Here is a 14,851-nt window from a genome sequence, read left to right on the forward strand (position 1 = left end):
CTTGATGCCAGTATGTTCGGCAGCGTGGAGGCTTGAAGAGGTGCCCCGGTCTCATCGCTGTTGCAGGATGCTGACCCTGGCTCCCAGTAAGCTCCTCGTATGGAACTGAACAGAGCCCTCGAGCAGCACATCGCAGTGTTTGGCGAGAGCGGAAGCGGAAAAACAGTCATGCTCTCCTCGTTTTACGGGGCCACTCAGGAGCCCCAGTACCTGCAGAAGAGTCTGTTTCATGTCCTACCGGGCGATATTGGTCAAGGCAACAGACTCCATAGGAATTACTTGGGCATGAGAAATTCAGCCCGGTTGCCACCGTCCGACCGTTTCGCTGCTACGTCGTATTCATTCTCACTCAAATTCAAGGAAGGCTCTGATGGTAACGGGCTAACTGCCAGACCGTTCGACGCCCTGCGTTTGGTCTGGCATGACTACCCGGGAGAGTGGTTCGAGGAGGATGTTAGCGGTCCCGAGGAGGCACAGCGGCGAATCGACACATTCAAAGCGTTGTTGGGTTCAGATGTAGCCCTGCTGCTGGTGGACGGTCAGCGGTTACTCGACAATGCCGGAGAGGAGGAACGTTACTTAAAGTCCTTGTTCGGCAACTTCCGAAATGGGCTGCTGACGCTGAAAGATGACCTGCTCGAAGATGGGAAGCCTCTGGTCAACTTTCCACGTATCTGGATATTCGCGCTGTCAAAGTCAGATCTTTTGTCTGACCTTAACGTGTTCAAGTTCCGGGATCTTCTAATCGAGAAAGCGTCCGACGACATAGACGAGCTTCGCAAGGTGATAGCTGGGTTTGTGGAGGCCAGCAACGCACTATCCGTGGGCGAGGACTTTGTGCTGTTCTCGTCAGCGAAGTTCGACACCGACAAGATTGAAGTGGCCGAGCGCGTTGGCCTGGACCTTGTCCTCCCTTTGGCCGCCGTACTTCCGTTCGAGCGTCATGCCCGGTGGGCCGAAGCGATGCATCTCCCGGGAAAACTTGTGGAGAATCTGCTTCGCGGCGCAGGCTCTCTTGCTGCCAGCCTCCTCGGCAAGGCCCGCATGTCCGGCCCGCTAGGGCTGCTGCTTGACTTCGTCGGCCCAGACGTAGTGCAAGAAGCGGCGAATATGGCTGAAGACAAGCTCAAAGACATCAATGCGCAGGCAGTGGCCAAACGCGACTTTATAACGGCCACCTTGACGGGCTTTAGGATGGACTTAGTAAAAGGCGAAGAGGCGGAGACTCTCCTAAGGAGCCGTAGATGAAGCTCATCTGGGCTACCCGGGGCCGGATGTGGGGTTTCCGATTTCTTCATGATGGAGGATTTCCGGATCCGCTCGTGGAATACGACAAAGCCTTCTCGGGCGTTGAGGGCGAACCGGAAGTTTGTCGCCAAATCGGCGAGATGGTGGCATTGCGTTTCCCAGATCCTTCTGGCAGGCATGACAGGGCCGGTCGAATAATTCAACATGATTTTGTTGTCTTCCCGCCCATGGCCATTAGTGTCAGCACGGTCAGGGACGGGATTCGCGATGTTTGGCCCCTTGTGGCCGACAAATACGAAGAAGTGTGGAATCTGCCCAAGGCTTCCCAGGCCTAACTGCGAAGGGGGCAACTACAAATTTCGCGGCCCAACACCTAGAGCGCACGCACGGTTGGCTCGCCCGACATGAATACGAAGGGCGCGCCCGGCCGAACCGGACGCGCCCTCCCGTGCGCCGAACCCGAGGCAGGTCAGCAGCCACCAACTCAGTCGATCAGCGCCGGCTCCTTGGCACGCTCCGGGGACTCCCTAACCGGCGCAGCCTTCCGGTTCCGCTGATTCATCCAGTTCGCCACCGCCAGCAGCGCCACAAAGGTGAAGGTGCTCAGGAGCTGCGGACGGGAATCCTCGCCGATGAAACCCACCGTGAAGATCGCCGCGAGGATGACCAGGCCAAACACCGTGAGCGCCGGGAAGCCGGGCATCCGCAGCGGAAGCTCGGTGCCCGCTCGGTCGGCGCGGAGGCGCAATGCCAGCTGGGCCAGGAGGGCGGAGGTCCACACCAGCAGGCAGGTCGAGCCCACGATGTTGAGCAGGACGGGCAGGACCATTTCCGAGAGGCCAGCTCCAGCACTACCGTGACGATGCCGAAGGCGACGCTGGCCAGGACGGCGACCACCGGGACCCGGGCCTTGGACACCGAGGCCAGCACGCGCGGGGCTTCGCCGCGCTCTGCGAGGGAGTACGCCATCCGCGACGCGCCGTAGAGGTTGGCGTTCAGCGCCGAGAGCAGCGCGGCGACGGCCACCAGGGTGATCGCGGTGGCGGCACCGGGCATGCCGGCGGCGTCCAGCACCGCGGCGAACGGGCTCTTCAGCCCGTCCGATCCCACCGGGACCACGGCCGCGATAATGAAGATGGCGCCGATGTAGAAGACCAGGATGCGCCACAGCACCGTCCGGACTGCCTTCTTCACGCTGCGGGCAGGCTCGGCCGTCCCGGCGGCAGCAACGGACACAATCTCGGTGCCGCCGACCGCGAAGGCCACCACGAACAGCGCCGTCGCGATCCCGGCGAAGCCGCTGGGCGCGAAGCCCTCCCCCATGAAGTTGCCCAGGCCCGGCGACTGCACGCCCGGCAGCCAGCCGAAGGGCAGGGCGAAGCCCACCAGCTGGATCCACCACAGCCAGCCGACGGTGGCGCCGACCACCGGCCCATAGGCCTTGCGGTATAGACGGAGAAGGCGCCGATGTCCGGGTTGGCGGCGGCCATTTCGCCGAGTGCCCACATCACCAGGATGATCAGGGTGCCGGCGACGAGGTAGGAGATCAGCACTGCCGGGCCGGCGGCCTGGATGCCGGCGCCGGAGCCGATGAACAGGCCCGCGCCGATCGCGCTGCCCAGGCCCATCGTGGTGAGCTGCCGGGGTTTTAGGGCCGCGCCGAGCGCGCGGGCAGACGTCTTTGTCTGTTGTTACATGGGGATTCCTCTGGTTGTAGGCGGAACGGAGTTAGGGGTTGGGGTAAGTCAGGTGTCAGCCTGCGTGGGCTTCCAGGAGCCGGAGCACGCGGTCGTTGGCGGCGGGGTCGGCCACGGTGATGCGCACGCCGTCGCCCTGCTACCCGCGCACCAGGATGTCGGCGCGGTCGAACGCCTCCACCAGCGCCTCCCGGAGGGTGTCATCGGCCCGGATCCACAGGAAATTGCCCTGGCTTGGCTGCAGCTTCCAGCCCTGTGCTTCCAGCTGCGCGGCCATCCGGGCGCGCTCCGGCTTGACGGCTGCCACGCGTGCTTCCATCTCGTCGTTGGCATCCAGCGACGCGATGGCCGCCTTCTGGGCCAGCGCGCTCACCGAAAGGGCAGAGCGGTGCGGCGCAGTCCCTCGGCGATGGCCGGTGCCGCGACGGCGTAGCCCACGCGCAGGCGGGCGAGCCCGTAGGCCTTCGAGAAGGTGTGCAGGATGCAGACGTTCCGGTACTGGCGGTAGAGCGCCAGGGAATCGGGGCCGCTGTCGGCTTCGGCGTACTCCACGTAGGCCTCGTCGACCACCACGAGGATGTCGGACCGCACGGTGTGCAGGAAGTTTGACGGCTTCCTTGCCAATCTTCTTGGCGGCCTGTTGTTCCGCACTCTTCATGCCCGCTGCTGCAGCCCCGACTCCTGGAATCATCGCGATGCCAATATCAGCCGCGATCGCACCGGCGCTGATGAGGGCGCCCGCAGTGGTGATCGAGGTTGCGTAGTGACGCTCCAGCATTTGGATGACCTCAGCGGGCGTTGCGTCCGGATGCCGCCGGCGGAGCCTCATGACGTACTTGCGAGCAATCGTGTGACGGGCACTGACGGCCTTCGCAATGTCACGCGTGGCGTACTCGCCGGCGAGCTCCGCCTCCAGACCTGGGAGGTGTGAACGCGGCTGATAGTCCGGAGCTGGCGGTGCCGGCCTGCATCTCTGGTGATTGTATTCATGGATCCTGGCTTGCCGGATCGCGGCGCGTTCAAACTCCTCGAGCAAGTGCCTCATTTGGGCTTTGGCCAATCAATCGTTGCCGCAGCGCCTAGCCGATAGCGCGCCGGTGGTCCCTCCGATGGCGCGAACAAGGAGGCCGACGACGACATTCAGTGCCGCCGTCGGCCTCCTTTTATGCCCGGCTTATGCCCGGCGGTGACGCTATCCCCGTAGGGGGCTTGACCCTAGGCCGCCGTCGGCAGCGTTACGTAGCTGCCCTCGATGGCGCGGGCGTCAACAACAACGGGAGTGCCGTCAACGGTGACATAGCTGCCACGCCTGACGGGTGCCAGGTTACGAGCGCCAGCGACGGTGACATAGCTGCCCTCGACGCCGGAGAAGATACTGCCGGCGGGGAGGGTCACGTAGCTGCCGCCTCGCACTGCGGTGTCAGCGACACTGGGGCCGGCAGCGGCCCGGAGGGTGGCCTGGGTGGTGGATGAGGAGGTTGCGGGGCGTTCGGTCAGTAAAGTCATGAGTTCTCCGTGGGGTTCCGAGATGAGGGACATACAGGTTCTTGTGCCGCTCAAGCAGGAGGGCGGTTGCGCGTTTGCGGCGCGTGCCCCGCTGGCCCGGGTGTCTTCACCGGTGCGGTACTCAAGGGCTACGGCGTCCTGCATCTAACTTTACAGGCTTATTGTGAGTTACTCAGGATAAGGTGGGGAGGCTCACGTTGATGTGGGACGGCCGACCAGAGCGGGCTGCCAGCGAGACGACATGCAAGAAATATCCCCCGGCCTTGTGTCGTTGGCACCGACGGGAGCAAGTCTTATGCGGACTGGCGTCCCTCCAGTTAGACAAACTTGAAGGAGCTATCCATGCCCGATTTCACCCCGCTCTGGTCTGCTGTTCAGATCGGATCCGCCACACTGGCCAACCGAGTCGCTTTGGCGCCCATGACGCGAGTCAGTGCGAGCGAGGACGGACATGCAACGGAGAGAATGGCCTCCTACTACGAGAGGTTTGCCCGGGGAGGCTTCGGCCTGCTGATCACCGAGGGCATCTATCCGGACACCAGCTACAGCCAGGGCTACCTGTTCCAGCCGGGCATTGCCACCAAGGAACAGGCACAATCCTGGGTCAAGGTAGTCGAACGCGTCCATGCCGCCGGCGCGCGGATTTTCGCCCAGCTCATGCATGCCGGGGCACAGGCCCAAGGCAACCGATTCGTGGAGTCCTCGGTGGGTCCGTCGGCGATTGCCCCCAAGGGTGAGCAGCTGGCGTTCTACCGTGGAGAAGGGCCCTTCCCGGTTCCCTCGGAAATCACCGCTGCCCAAATGAACGAGGTCCGGCAAGGGTTCGTCACCGCGGCGCTGCACGCCAAGGACGCGGGATTCGACGGCGTCGAGATTCACGGCGCCAACGGCTACCTCCTCGACCAGTTCCTCACCGACTACCTGAACAAGAGGACCGACAACTACGGCGGCTCCCCCGAAAACAGGGTGCGGTTCGCCGCGGAGATCTGCCAGGCGGTCCGCGAGGCCGTTGGCCCGGAAATGACCGTGGGGATCCGGATCTCCCAGGGCAAGGTCAGCGACAACGACCACCGGTGGAGCGGCGGCGCGGAGGAAGCAAAGGTCATCTTTGCCGCCCTTGGGGCCACCGGCGTCGACTTCATCCACACCACCGAATACAAGGCTGCCGCTCCGGCCTTCGAGGACGGCCCGGAGTCCCTGGCAACTCTGGCCAAGCGGCACTCCGGAGTTACCGTCATCGCCAACGGCAACCTCGACGACCCGGAAACGGCCGTGTCCCTGCTCCAGGACGGCGCCGCCGACGTCGTCGCGCTGGGCAAGGCCGCCTTGGCCACCCGGGACTGGCCGCACCGCGTCCGGAACAACCAGGCCTTCGACGAGCTCGACGGCGGCCTGTTCGCTCCGGTCGCGGACGTCAAGGACTGGGAGCTGGAGCTGCCCGCATAAGGGTGTAATTGCATGGGACAGGCCAGGCGGACATTGCCTGGCCTGTCCTGTGCTTGGCCCCAAACCGATGCGGGCTGCAGGGGCCACCGCGCACGGCGCCCCGGCCTGGCACCCCACCTACTAGCATTAGGTCCATGCGTCCCAATGACAGTTCCGCCGTTTCCACCGGTGGAGGGCCGTCCGCCAGCACCAAGGACGCAGGCCAACTCATGGCGATGCTGGACCATAGTGTTTCCGCCGCCGACCTCGAGACCACGCTGTCCTCGTGGCTGCAAGCCGGCACCATTGACCAGTCCACTGCGGCGGCGGCACGCAGCCTAAACGCCCGGTTGTGGGAGGCGAGCCGCCGGGAGGGCCTGCTGCGCGTCCTCTACGATACGGCCACCGACCTGACCGGGATCCGTGATGTGGAGGCAGTGCTCAAGGCCATCGTCCGGCGCACCCGGTCACTGATCGGCAGCGACGTCGCCTATCTCAGCCTGAACGACTACGACACCGGCGAGTCCTACGTCCGGGTGACCGACGGCGCCACCACAGCTCTCTTCCGCAACATCCGCATGCCCCTGGGCGAAGGCGTGCTCGGCGCCGTCGCAACCGGCGAGGCACCTGCCCAGAGCGCCGACTACCCGTCGGACGAAACTAAGTCGCATCTGGAGTCCAGCGACGCCGCCGTGGCAGCCGAGGGCGTCCGGGCCATCATGGGTGTCCCCCTCCGCGCGGAAGGGAAAGTCATCGGCGCGCTCCTGGTCGCCGACAGGCATCCACACCAGTTCAGCAGCGACGACGTTGCCCTCATGGAATCCATCGGCACCCATGCCGCCGTCGCGCTGGAGAACGCCCGCCACTTTAGCGAAATGGTCAGCGCCCTCACCCGGCTGGACCAGGCACAGCAGCAGAACCTGGCCCACGTACGGGCCCTGGAGGAGCTCTCCACACTGGACCGCCGGCTCATGGAAACCCTGGCCTCAACCGGCAGCCTCCCCTACCTGCTGAACCTGCTGGCCGAGTCCCTGGGCACTCCTGTCTTTCTGGTCTCCCCCATGGGCGAGCCGCTGGCGGAGCTCGCAGCGGACGCAGACTTCGGGGGCCTCGCGGCCTTGAGCGCCGCCGAGGAGTCTGCGGCCAAAAGCGCGGCCGCGCACTTTGCAATCAAGGACAAGAAGTACACGGTCATGTCCGCGGTCGCGGGCGACCAGCACCTCGCCTCCCTCATCGTCGCAGAGGAACTCAGCCCGGCGCGGCTCGCGGTCCTGGAACGCAGCGCCCTGGTGCTCAGTGTGTCCCTGCTGCTGGAACGCACCTTCCAGGACGCCCAATACCGGCTGCAGCTCGAACTCATCGATGACCTGCTCAGCCCCCGCGCCGAAAACGCCGCGGCACTGGCCCGCAGGGCGGGGCAGTTCGGACTGGCAAACCACCTCCAGCTCGTGGTGCGCGTGGTGGGGGTCCCCGACGACCAGCGCCAGCGGGCACTCTCCATACTCAGGCACCGGTCCGAGGGCGCGCCGGGAATCATCGCCCTGCACGAATCACACTTGTGCATCATCGAACCCGTGGAACGGCACGACAACCGCCCCGATGAAGCAGGCGGCGCCGGCCGTCCCGGCCAGTCCGTCGTCGACGAACTGCAACAGCGCCGCATTACCGCCACCGTCGGGACGTCCGAACCAGTCACCGGCTTTGCCCGACTGTCCGCCGCGCACACTGAAGCCCACGATGTCCTCCGCGCCTTGCAGGCCCTCTCGCGCGACGGCGAGGCCGCGGACAGAGCCGCACTGGGTACCGCCGGAATGCTGCTCGGAGCGATGGACAGCCCGTTTGCCGGTCAGCTGCTGACGGCACAGCTCGGTCCGCTCCTGGACTACGACGAGCGCCGTGCGACCCAGTTGGTCCTCACCGCATGGACGTTCCACAACAACGGCGGCGCCACCCAGGAATCGGCTGATGCCCTGCACATCCACCCCAATACCCTCCGGCAACGGCTGGACAGGATCGACGCCCTGATCGGTGCCTCCTGGCGCCGGGGAAGCCGTTCCCTCGACGTCCAAGTGGCGCTGCGCTTGTGGCGGATGAAGACAGCCGGCGTCAGCTCGTCAGGTTCCTGACCAGCAGAAACGCTCTCCGGCTGCCCAGCTCATGGCACGGGCCCACATGCACAGGGGCGATATGTGGCAGGAAATCACATGGTGAGTGTCACGTAGCTCTGGAATGCTGAGATCTGCGGCACCTTTCTGGAAGCCGCGCATCCCATCTCTAGGAGTTATTCACAATGTCGTGTGCGCATGCAGCGGGTATCCGTCCCGCAACTTTCGGCGTCCTCCGCCTGCCGCGGAGCGTCGTCGTCGGCGCCCAGCAGCGCTTCGCTGTCGCCAACATCGCAGCGGAATTCGGGACCAACGTCCTGGTCTGCACCGATCCGCGGCTGGCTGCCTCAGAGGACCTTTCGGCCTTGGTCCGCAGCCTCGAGGACAAGAACCTGACCGTCCGGGTCTACGGCGACACCCAGGCCGAACTCCCGGCTCCCGGGATCGTGGCCTGCGTCGAGGAACTCAAGGGCCAGGAGATCGACGTCATCATCGGTTTCGGCGGCGGCAGCTGTATGGACATGGCGAAGGTCGTCTCCGTGCTGCTCACCCACGGCGGCAAGCCCAGCGACTACTACGGGGAGTTCGCCGTTCCCGGCCCCGTCAAGCCGGTCATCGCGCTGCCCACCACCGCGGGCACCGGTTCCGAAGCGACCGCCATCGCCGTCGTCTCCGATCCTGACCTGGGCATGAAGATGGGCATCTCGAGCCCCCACATCATCCCGTTCGCCGCGGTGTGCGATCCCGAGCTCACCTACTCCTGCCCGCCGTCCCTGACGGCCGCCACCGGTGCTGATACCTTCGTGCACCTGGTCGAGTCCTTCACCGCCATCACCCGCGAACCCACCGCCACCCTGGCCACGGAACGCGTCTTCGTCGGCAAGAACATCCTGACCGACTCGATTGCCCTGAACGGCATCGGGCTGGTGGGCCGCAGCCTGGTCACCGCCTACAAGGACCCGGAAAACACCGAGGCCCGCGCCGGCATGATGCTCGCGGCACTCTACGGCGGCGTGGTCCTCAGCAACGCCGGAACCGCCGCGGCGCACGCCATCCAGTACCCGGTCGGTGCCTTGACCCACACCCCGCACGGCGTGGGCGTCGGCCTCCTGCTCCCCTACGTCGTCCGCCACAACTTCCAGGCGATCCAGCCGCAGCTGGCGCAGATCGCGGAAGCCCTGGGACGCGACATCCGCGGGCTCGACGAGCGCGCCGCCGCCGTCGCAGGCGTCGAGGCAATCGATGAGGTCATTGCCGCCATCGAGCTGCCCCCGACCCTGCAGGACCTTGGCGTGCAGGAAAGAGACCTCGCCCAGATCGCCCAGCTGTCGCTGAACTCCAAGCGGCTCATCGACAATAACCCCGTGCCGCTCGACCTCGACGCCGTAACCTCCATCGTGCACGCCGCCTACGCCGGCGACCGCACCATCCGCTGACCAGCACTAAGGACCACTGATGACTCTCCTTTCAACTACTGAGCCGCTCGACGTCGACGGCCTGACGGTACCGCGCCGGCTGCTGATCGCCGGAAACTGGCAGGATGCCACCGGCAGTGACACCGTCGAGGTAATCAACCCCTCCGACGCTTCGGTTATCACCGACATCGCCGACGCCGACGTCGAGGACGGCCTCGCCGCCGTCGACGCCGCAGCAGCAGCCCTCCCCGAGTGGGCCGCGACGCCCCCGCGCCGCCGCGCCGAGATCCTGCGCCGCTGCTTCGACCTGATGACCGAGCGCAGCGAGCAGATCGCCCACCTCATCTCCCTCGAAAACGGCAAGGCCCTGGCCGACGCCCGCGGAGAAGTGGCGTACGCCGCCGAGTTCTTCCGCTGGTACGCCGAGGAAGCGGTCCGGATCATCGGCGATGTGTCCGTCTCGCCGTCGGGCGCCAACCGGATCCTGGTCCAGCACATGCCCATCGGCGTCTGCGTGCTGATCACCCCCTGGAACTTCCCGGCGGCCATGGCCACCCGGAAGCTGGCACCGGCGCTGGCCGCCGGCTGCACCGCCGTGCTGAAGCCCGCCACCCTCACGCCGCTGACCACCCTGGCGATCGCCCAGCTGATGATCGACGCCGGCGTCCCGGCCGGCGTGGTCAACATCATCACCACCAGCAAGACCAGCGACGTTATGACCCCGATCCTTGCCGACCCCCGCGTCCGCAAGCTGTCCTTCACCGGTTCCACCGGCGTCGGACGCCACCTGCTGCGCCAGGCGGCCGACAACGTGCTCAAGTGCTCGATGGAACTCGGCGGCAACGCCCCGTTCCTGGTCTTCGATGACGCGGACCTCGATTTGGCCCTCGACGGCGCCATGATCGCCAAGATGCGCAACGGCGGCCAGGCCTGCACGGCCGCCAACCGGATCTACGTCCAGCGCGGCATCCACGACGAGTTCGCCCGCCGGCTGGCTGAGCGGATGGGCGCCATGCGCGTGGGCCCGGGAACCGACGCCAGCACCGAGGTCGGTCCGCTGGTGGACGAGGCCAGCGTCCGCAAGGTCGACTCCCTGGTCCGCGACGCCGTCAGCCAGGGCGCCCGGCTCCTCGCCGGCGGCAAGGCCATCGACGGCGCCGGGTACTACTACCCGCCCACGGTCGTCACCAACGTGCCGCTGCAGGCCCGCATGGTGAGTGAGGAAATCTTCGGACCGGTGGCCTCGGTGATCCCGTTCGACACCGAAGAGGAAGTCATCGCCGCCGCCAACGACTCCGAGTACGGCCTCGCAGCCTACGTGTTCACCGAGGACCTGCGCCGCGGACTCAGAGTTTCCGAACGCATCGAAAGCGGCATGGTGGCCCTCAACCGGGGACTCGTGTCCGACCCCGCAGCACCGTTCGGCGGCGTGAAGCAGAGCGGCCTCGGCCGCGAAGGTGCCCACCAGGGCCTGCTGGACTTCACCGAAACCAAGTACATAGCCCTCGACTGGTAGCGCTGACGCTGCCGTTGTTTCCATCCGAAAGAGAAGACCAATGACGATCTCCAACACCAAAGCCAAGGCGAAGGCGCCCTGGCGCGTTCCGGCTGCAAGCTTCATCGGCACCACCATCGAGTGGTACGACTACTACATCTTCGGTTTGCTCGCCGCCACTGGCGTCTTCAGCCGCCTGTACTTCCCCGAGCAGGACCCGGCCACCGGCCTGCTGATGGCGTTTGTCACCTACGCGGTAGGTTTCGTTGCCCGTCCGTTCGGCGGCATGTTCGCCGGCCACTTCGGGGACAAGATCGGCCGCAAGCCCATGCTGGTGCTCTCCCTGCTCATCATGGGCATCGCCACCCTGGCCATGGGTCTGCTTCCCACCTACGCGCAGATCGGAGTCTGGGCTCCCATCCTGCTGACGGTCCTGCGCCTGCTGCAGGGCTTCGGCGCCGGAGCCGAATGGGCCGGTGCGGCCGTCATCTCCATCGAACACGCCCCTGCCGGACGCAGCGGATTCTTCGGAAGCTTCACCCAGATGGGCGTCCCGGCGGGCATGCTGCTGGCCAACTCCAGCGTCCTTGCCGTCAAGGCCGCCGTACCGGCGGAGGTCTTCGAATCCTGGGCCTGGCGCCTTCCGTTCCTGCTGAGCGTGATCCTGATCATCACCGGCATGATCGTCCGCACCAAGCTTGAAGACTCGAACGACTTCAAGGAACTCGTGGCGACGAACCAGACCGCCAAGAAGCCGCTGGGCGAGGCCATGAAGAAGGAAACCAAGGGGATCTGGCTTGTTGTCGGCATGCGCCTGGCAGAGAACTCCGCGTTTTACCTGTACTCGACGTTCTCCGTGGTCTACATCATGAAGACGTTTGGAGCCGAACGCGCCAACCAGGGCACGATGTCCGTTCTGGTTGCCTCGGGCATCGGCGTCTTTGCCGTCCCGCTGTGGGCGATCCTCTCGGACAAGATCGGGCGCAAGCCGCTGTACCTGTTCGGTTCCATCGGCGGGCTCCTGTTCTTCCCGCTCTACTTCGTCATGACGGACACCGGCAGCGCATTGCTGGCAACCCTCGCCATCATCATCGGGCTCGCGGTGTTCCACAACTCGATGTACGGCCCGCAGGCAGCCTTCTTTGCTGAGCTGTTCTCCACCAAGCTTCGCTACAGCGGCGCGTCCATGGGCTACCAGTTCGGCTCGGTCCTGGCCGGCGGCATCGCGCCCCTCGTGGCCGTCGCGCTGCTCACGGCCGGTAACGGCAAGCCGGGCTGGGTGATCCTGTACTTCAGCATCATCGGCGTCATCACCGTCGTCGCAACCCTGCTCGCCCCCGAAACGCTCGAAAAGCTGGACCGGCGCATCACCGCCGCCCAGGAGCTGGACGAGAAAAACGCAGCGATTGCACAGGAGCGCGTCAGCGCCAACTGATACTCCCTGAAGTAAGGCGGGCGTCGTCCGGGTCGAAGGTGGACCCGGACGACGCTCTTCTTTTTTGGGCGACGCGGTCCGCGCGCAGGACGTCTCTGCACTGGCGTTGCGCTCCGGCGGCGGCCGCTTGAGCTGTTCCCTTTAAGTTCCCGCGCCTGGAAATGAGGCCGCGCGGCCGTGCGAGGATGTCCGAATGGAACCGACGTCGAAAGTACTGCGCTATGCCGCCTTCACCACCACCCCCGACGGCGGAAATCCGGCGGGAGTGGTCCTGGACGCAACCCGGCTCGATGACGCCCGGATGCAGGCCATCGCGGCGGACGTCGGCTATGCGGAAACGGTCTTTGTCACCGAGACGTCCGTTGACGGGGATTCCCGGCGAAACCGGGTGCGGTACTTCTCCCCCATCGCCGAGGTGCCGTTCTGCGGCCATGCCACGATTGCGTTGGCCGTCGCACTGTCAGGGCGCGACGGCGTGGGCACCTTCATCTTCGACACCCCGGTGGGGCCCGTCGCGATCGAGACGGCGGCCCAGGGCGAGTCGGTTACCGCATCCTTCACCAGCGTGGAGCCCCGGGTGGCCGAGTTCCCCGACGGTGTCCTGAACACCCTGCTCGGGCTGCTCGGCGTTGGCCGGGCCGCACTGGACCCCGCGTACCCTCCGATGATCACTTTTGCCGGGAACTGGCACCCTGTCCTCGTCTTCGCAGAACGGGACACCTTCGACTCGTTCGTTTTTGACCCGGATTCCATGCGCACGCTGATGGACGCCCAAAACTGGGCCGGCACCGTCACGACGCTGTATGAGATGAAAGCCCACGAAACGGGCCCGGGCGAGTTCGACGCGCGCAACCTCTTCCCGGTGGGCGCCATCACCGAAGACCCGGCGACCGGCTCCGCTGCCGCTTCGTTCGGCGGCTACCTCCGCTTGCTCTCGCTCGTGGAGCCGCCCAGCCGCGTGATCGTGCACCAGGGCAGCCATGTCGGCCGCCCCAGCGTGCTCACCGTCGACATTCCTCAGACCGGCGGGATCGTCGTGAGCGGTGGAGCCGTCGAGATCAGCTGAATTCCCTACCGGAAGGGGCAAGAAGCGTGGCAGAGTAGCCGCGATGGCAACCTTCGATCAGTCCGGTGACCTCCAGGGCGCGACCTTCACCGGCGTGAACCTCCGGGGCGCCCGTTTCGTCCGGTCCGATCTGTCCGGCTCGGTGATGCGCGGCGTGGATGCAGCCGGGGCCGACATCGGTGCGCCGTGGCTGCAGGAGGACGGCGGCATACTGCTGGTCAACGGCCTCGACGTCGTCCCCTTGGTCGAGGCAGAGCTCAACCGCCGCTTCCCCGGCCGGGCCGCGCGGGGCGCCCGGGACCCGGACGGTCTCCCTGCGGCTTGGGCCGCGTTGGAGCTGGCCTGGCAGGCGGCGCTGGAACGGGTTGCGGCGATGCCGGCCGGGACGGTTGACGTCTCCGTGGACGGCGAGTGGTCCTTCGCCCAGACCCTGCGCCACCTGGTGATGGCAACGGACACGTGGCTGGGCCGAGGCATCCTGGAGCTGGAGCGTCCGTACCACCCGCTCGGGCAACCCAACGCCGAGTACGCGACCGACGGGTACGACCTCTCCGTATTCTCCGCCGCCACCCCGCCCCTAGCCCAGGTGCTCGCGGTCCGGGCAGAGCGGCAGACGATGGTCCGCGGCTTCCTCGCCGCGGTCACCGAGGCAGAACTGTCCGCTCAGCGCCGCAACCCGTGGGCCCCCGAGGTACCGGTGACGGTACGCTCCTGCCTGCACACGATCCTGAACGAGGAGTGGGAGCACCTGCGCTACGCCCTTCGCGACTTGGACGCCGTCGCTGCCGGCTGACAGCCGCGGACAGCAATGAACCAAGGCCCGTCGACGGCGGCGGCCCCGGCCGCCGTCGTCGTTTCTGAAAGAATGGGCCCATGACCCTCACCACCTTCGCGCTTATCCGTCATGGCCAGACCGACTGGAATGCGCAGCGCCGGCTACAGGGATCCACCGATATTCCGCTGAACGACGTCGGCCGCGGCCAGGCGCGGGACGCCGTCGCCGCCCTGTCCGGGTACGAGTGGGACGTGGTGGTCTCCTCGCCGCTGGGCCGCGCGGCCGAGACGGCGGACCTGATTGCCGCCGGGCTGGGACTCGGCGTGGACCGCCATATCCCGGAGCTCGCCGAGCGGTCCTATGGACCGGCCGAGGGCCTGACGGACGGCCCGAAACTGGACGAGCTACGCATCCCCAACGGCTTCCGGGGCGCCGAAAGCGAAGAGGACGCCGCGGAGCGCGGGCTGGCAGCGTTGGAGGCCCTGGCCGAGGAGTACCGCGGCGGCCACGTCCTTGTGGTGGCCCACGGCTCGCTGCTGCGGGTCAGCCTCAGCCGCGCGCTGGGCCGCACCATCCAGAGCATCGACAACGCCGCGCTGAACCTGGTCCACCACCACCCCGTGGACGGCTGGGAGCTCGAATACCTCAACGGCGAGCGGCTCCCGGCCGACGCCGTCGCGTAGC

Annotated in this window: 11 protein-coding genes and 2 pseudogenes; 10 read left to right on the plus strand and 3 right to left on the minus strand. The window is 66.2% G+C overall.

The genetic code is table 11. The annotated features are described in order from the left end of the window. Positions 1-99 precede the first annotated feature (99 nt). Together AC1DHY_RS10475 and AC1DHY_RS10480 are read left to right on the plus strand one after the other, a co-directional pair. Positions 100-1,248 (plus strand): ATP/GTP-binding protein, encoded by a 1,149-nt coding sequence (locus AC1DHY_RS10475; RefSeq protein WP_476879175.1) that lies wholly within the window; start codon positions 100-102, stop codon positions 1,246-1,248. Next, positions 1,245-1,583: a hypothetical protein gene (locus tag AC1DHY_RS10480; RefSeq protein WP_476879174.1), complete on the plus strand. Its 339-nt coding sequence runs from the start codon at positions 1,245-1,247 to the stop codon at positions 1,581-1,583. Before AC1DHY_RS10475 ends, AC1DHY_RS10480 begins: the two co-directional genes overlap by 4 nt. A 149-nt stretch (positions 1,584-1,732) precedes the next feature. Here AC1DHY_RS10480 and AC1DHY_RS10485 read toward each other — a convergent pair. From AC1DHY_RS10485 to AC1DHY_RS10495, 3 genes and pseudogenes are all read right to left on the minus strand, one after another. Beyond that, positions 1,733-2,876: pseudogene (locus tag AC1DHY_RS10485) on the minus strand (amino acid permease). A 124-nt stretch (positions 2,877-3,000) separates the two neighbouring features. After that, positions 3,001-3,548 (minus strand): annotated as a pseudogene (locus AC1DHY_RS10490) (aminotransferase class I/II-fold pyridoxal phosphate-dependent enzyme); the annotation flags it as partial. 612 nt (positions 3,549-4,160) lie between these two features. Beyond that, positions 4,161-4,451 carry a hypothetical protein gene (locus tag AC1DHY_RS10495; protein WP_476903580.1) on the minus strand — a complete coding sequence of 97 codons (291 nt, stop codon included), beginning with the start codon at positions 4,449-4,451 and terminating at the stop codon, positions 4,161-4,163. Positions 4,452-4,793: 342 nt separating this feature from the next. On the opposite strand from AC1DHY_RS10495, the gene AC1DHY_RS10500 reads away from it, so the two are divergent. The 8 genes from AC1DHY_RS10500 (at position 4,794) to AC1DHY_RS10535 (ending at position 14,850) form a co-directional block, all read left to right on the plus strand. Further along, the gene (locus tag AC1DHY_RS10500) at positions 4,794-5,897 is read left to right on the plus strand and encodes an oxidoreductase (protein ID WP_476879172.1); all 1,104 of its coding nucleotides are present in this window, start codon (positions 4,794-4,796) and stop codon (positions 5,895-5,897) included. 134 nt (positions 5,898-6,031) lie between these two features. Beyond that, positions 6,032-8,002 carry a helix-turn-helix domain-containing protein gene (locus AC1DHY_RS10505; RefSeq protein WP_476903581.1) on the plus strand — a complete coding sequence of 657 codons (1,971 nt, stop codon included), beginning with the start codon at positions 6,032-6,034 and terminating at the stop codon, positions 8,000-8,002. 164 nt (positions 8,003-8,166) lie between these two features. Further along, positions 8,167-9,417 carry an iron-containing alcohol dehydrogenase gene (locus AC1DHY_RS10510; RefSeq protein ID WP_476903582.1) on the plus strand — a complete coding sequence of 417 codons (1,251 nt, stop codon included), beginning with the start codon at positions 8,167-8,169 and terminating at the stop codon, positions 9,415-9,417. Positions 9,418-9,436: 19 nt separating this feature from the next. Beyond that, positions 9,437-10,912 (plus strand): NAD-dependent succinate-semialdehyde dehydrogenase, encoded by a 1,476-nt coding sequence (locus AC1DHY_RS10515; RefSeq protein ID WP_476879169.1) that lies wholly within the window; start codon positions 9,437-9,439, stop codon positions 10,910-10,912. Between the two features lie 40 nt (positions 10,913-10,952). Then, positions 10,953-12,326 (plus strand): MFS transporter, encoded by a 1,374-nt coding sequence (locus AC1DHY_RS10520; RefSeq protein WP_476903583.1) that lies wholly within the window; start codon positions 10,953-10,955, stop codon positions 12,324-12,326. Positions 12,327-12,519: 193 nt separating this feature from the next. Beyond that, entirely contained in the window at positions 12,520-13,392 is an 873-nt protein-coding gene (locus AC1DHY_RS10525) for a PhzF family phenazine biosynthesis protein (RefSeq protein WP_476903584.1), read from the plus strand. Positions 13,393-13,435: 43 nt separating this feature from the next. Continuing rightward, positions 13,436-14,185, plus strand: coding sequence for a DinB family protein (locus AC1DHY_RS10530; protein WP_476903585.1), 750 nt, complete (start codon positions 13,436-13,438; stop codon positions 14,183-14,185). A gap of 80 nt (positions 14,186-14,265) precedes the next feature. Next, on the plus strand, positions 14,266-14,850 hold the full coding sequence (locus AC1DHY_RS10535; protein WP_476880410.1) for a histidine phosphatase family protein: 585 nt from the start codon (positions 14,266-14,268) through the stop codon (positions 14,848-14,850). Position 14,851 lies beyond the last annotated feature (1 nt).

This window comes from Arthrobacter sp. 05L44 (assembly GCF_056397605.1).

Excerpts from the sequence above, each read along its gene's own strand:
- AC1DHY_RS10475 (WP_476879175.1), top strand. The coding sequence starts at position 100 with ATGGAACTGAACAGAGCCCTCGAGCAGCACATCGCAGTGTTTGGCGAG.
- AC1DHY_RS10480 (WP_476879174.1), top strand. The coding sequence starts at position 1,245 with ATGAAGCTCATCTGGGCTACCCGGGGCCGGATGTGGGGTTTCCGATTT.
- AC1DHY_RS10495 (WP_476903580.1), bottom strand. The coding sequence starts at position 4,451 with ATGACTTTACTGACCGAACGCCCCGCAACCTCCTCATCCACCACCCAG.
- AC1DHY_RS10500 (WP_476879172.1), top strand. The coding sequence starts at position 4,794 with ATGCCCGATTTCACCCCGCTCTGGTCTGCTGTTCAGATCGGATCCGCC.
- AC1DHY_RS10505 (WP_476903581.1), top strand. The coding sequence starts at position 6,032 with ATGCGTCCCAATGACAGTTCCGCCGTTTCCACCGGTGGAGGGCCGTCC.
- AC1DHY_RS10510 (WP_476903582.1), top strand. The coding sequence starts at position 8,167 with ATGTCGTGTGCGCATGCAGCGGGTATCCGTCCCGCAACTTTCGGCGTC.
- AC1DHY_RS10515 (WP_476879169.1), top strand. The coding sequence starts at position 9,437 with ATGACTCTCCTTTCAACTACTGAGCCGCTCGACGTCGACGGCCTGACG.
- AC1DHY_RS10520 (WP_476903583.1), top strand. The coding sequence starts at position 10,953 with ATGACGATCTCCAACACCAAAGCCAAGGCGAAGGCGCCCTGGCGCGTT.
- AC1DHY_RS10525 (WP_476903584.1), top strand. The coding sequence starts at position 12,520 with ATGGAACCGACGTCGAAAGTACTGCGCTATGCCGCCTTCACCACCACC.
- AC1DHY_RS10530 (WP_476903585.1), top strand. The coding sequence starts at position 13,436 with ATGGCAACCTTCGATCAGTCCGGTGACCTCCAGGGCGCGACCTTCACC.
- AC1DHY_RS10535 (WP_476880410.1), top strand. The coding sequence starts at position 14,266 with ATGACCCTCACCACCTTCGCGCTTATCCGTCATGGCCAGACCGACTGG.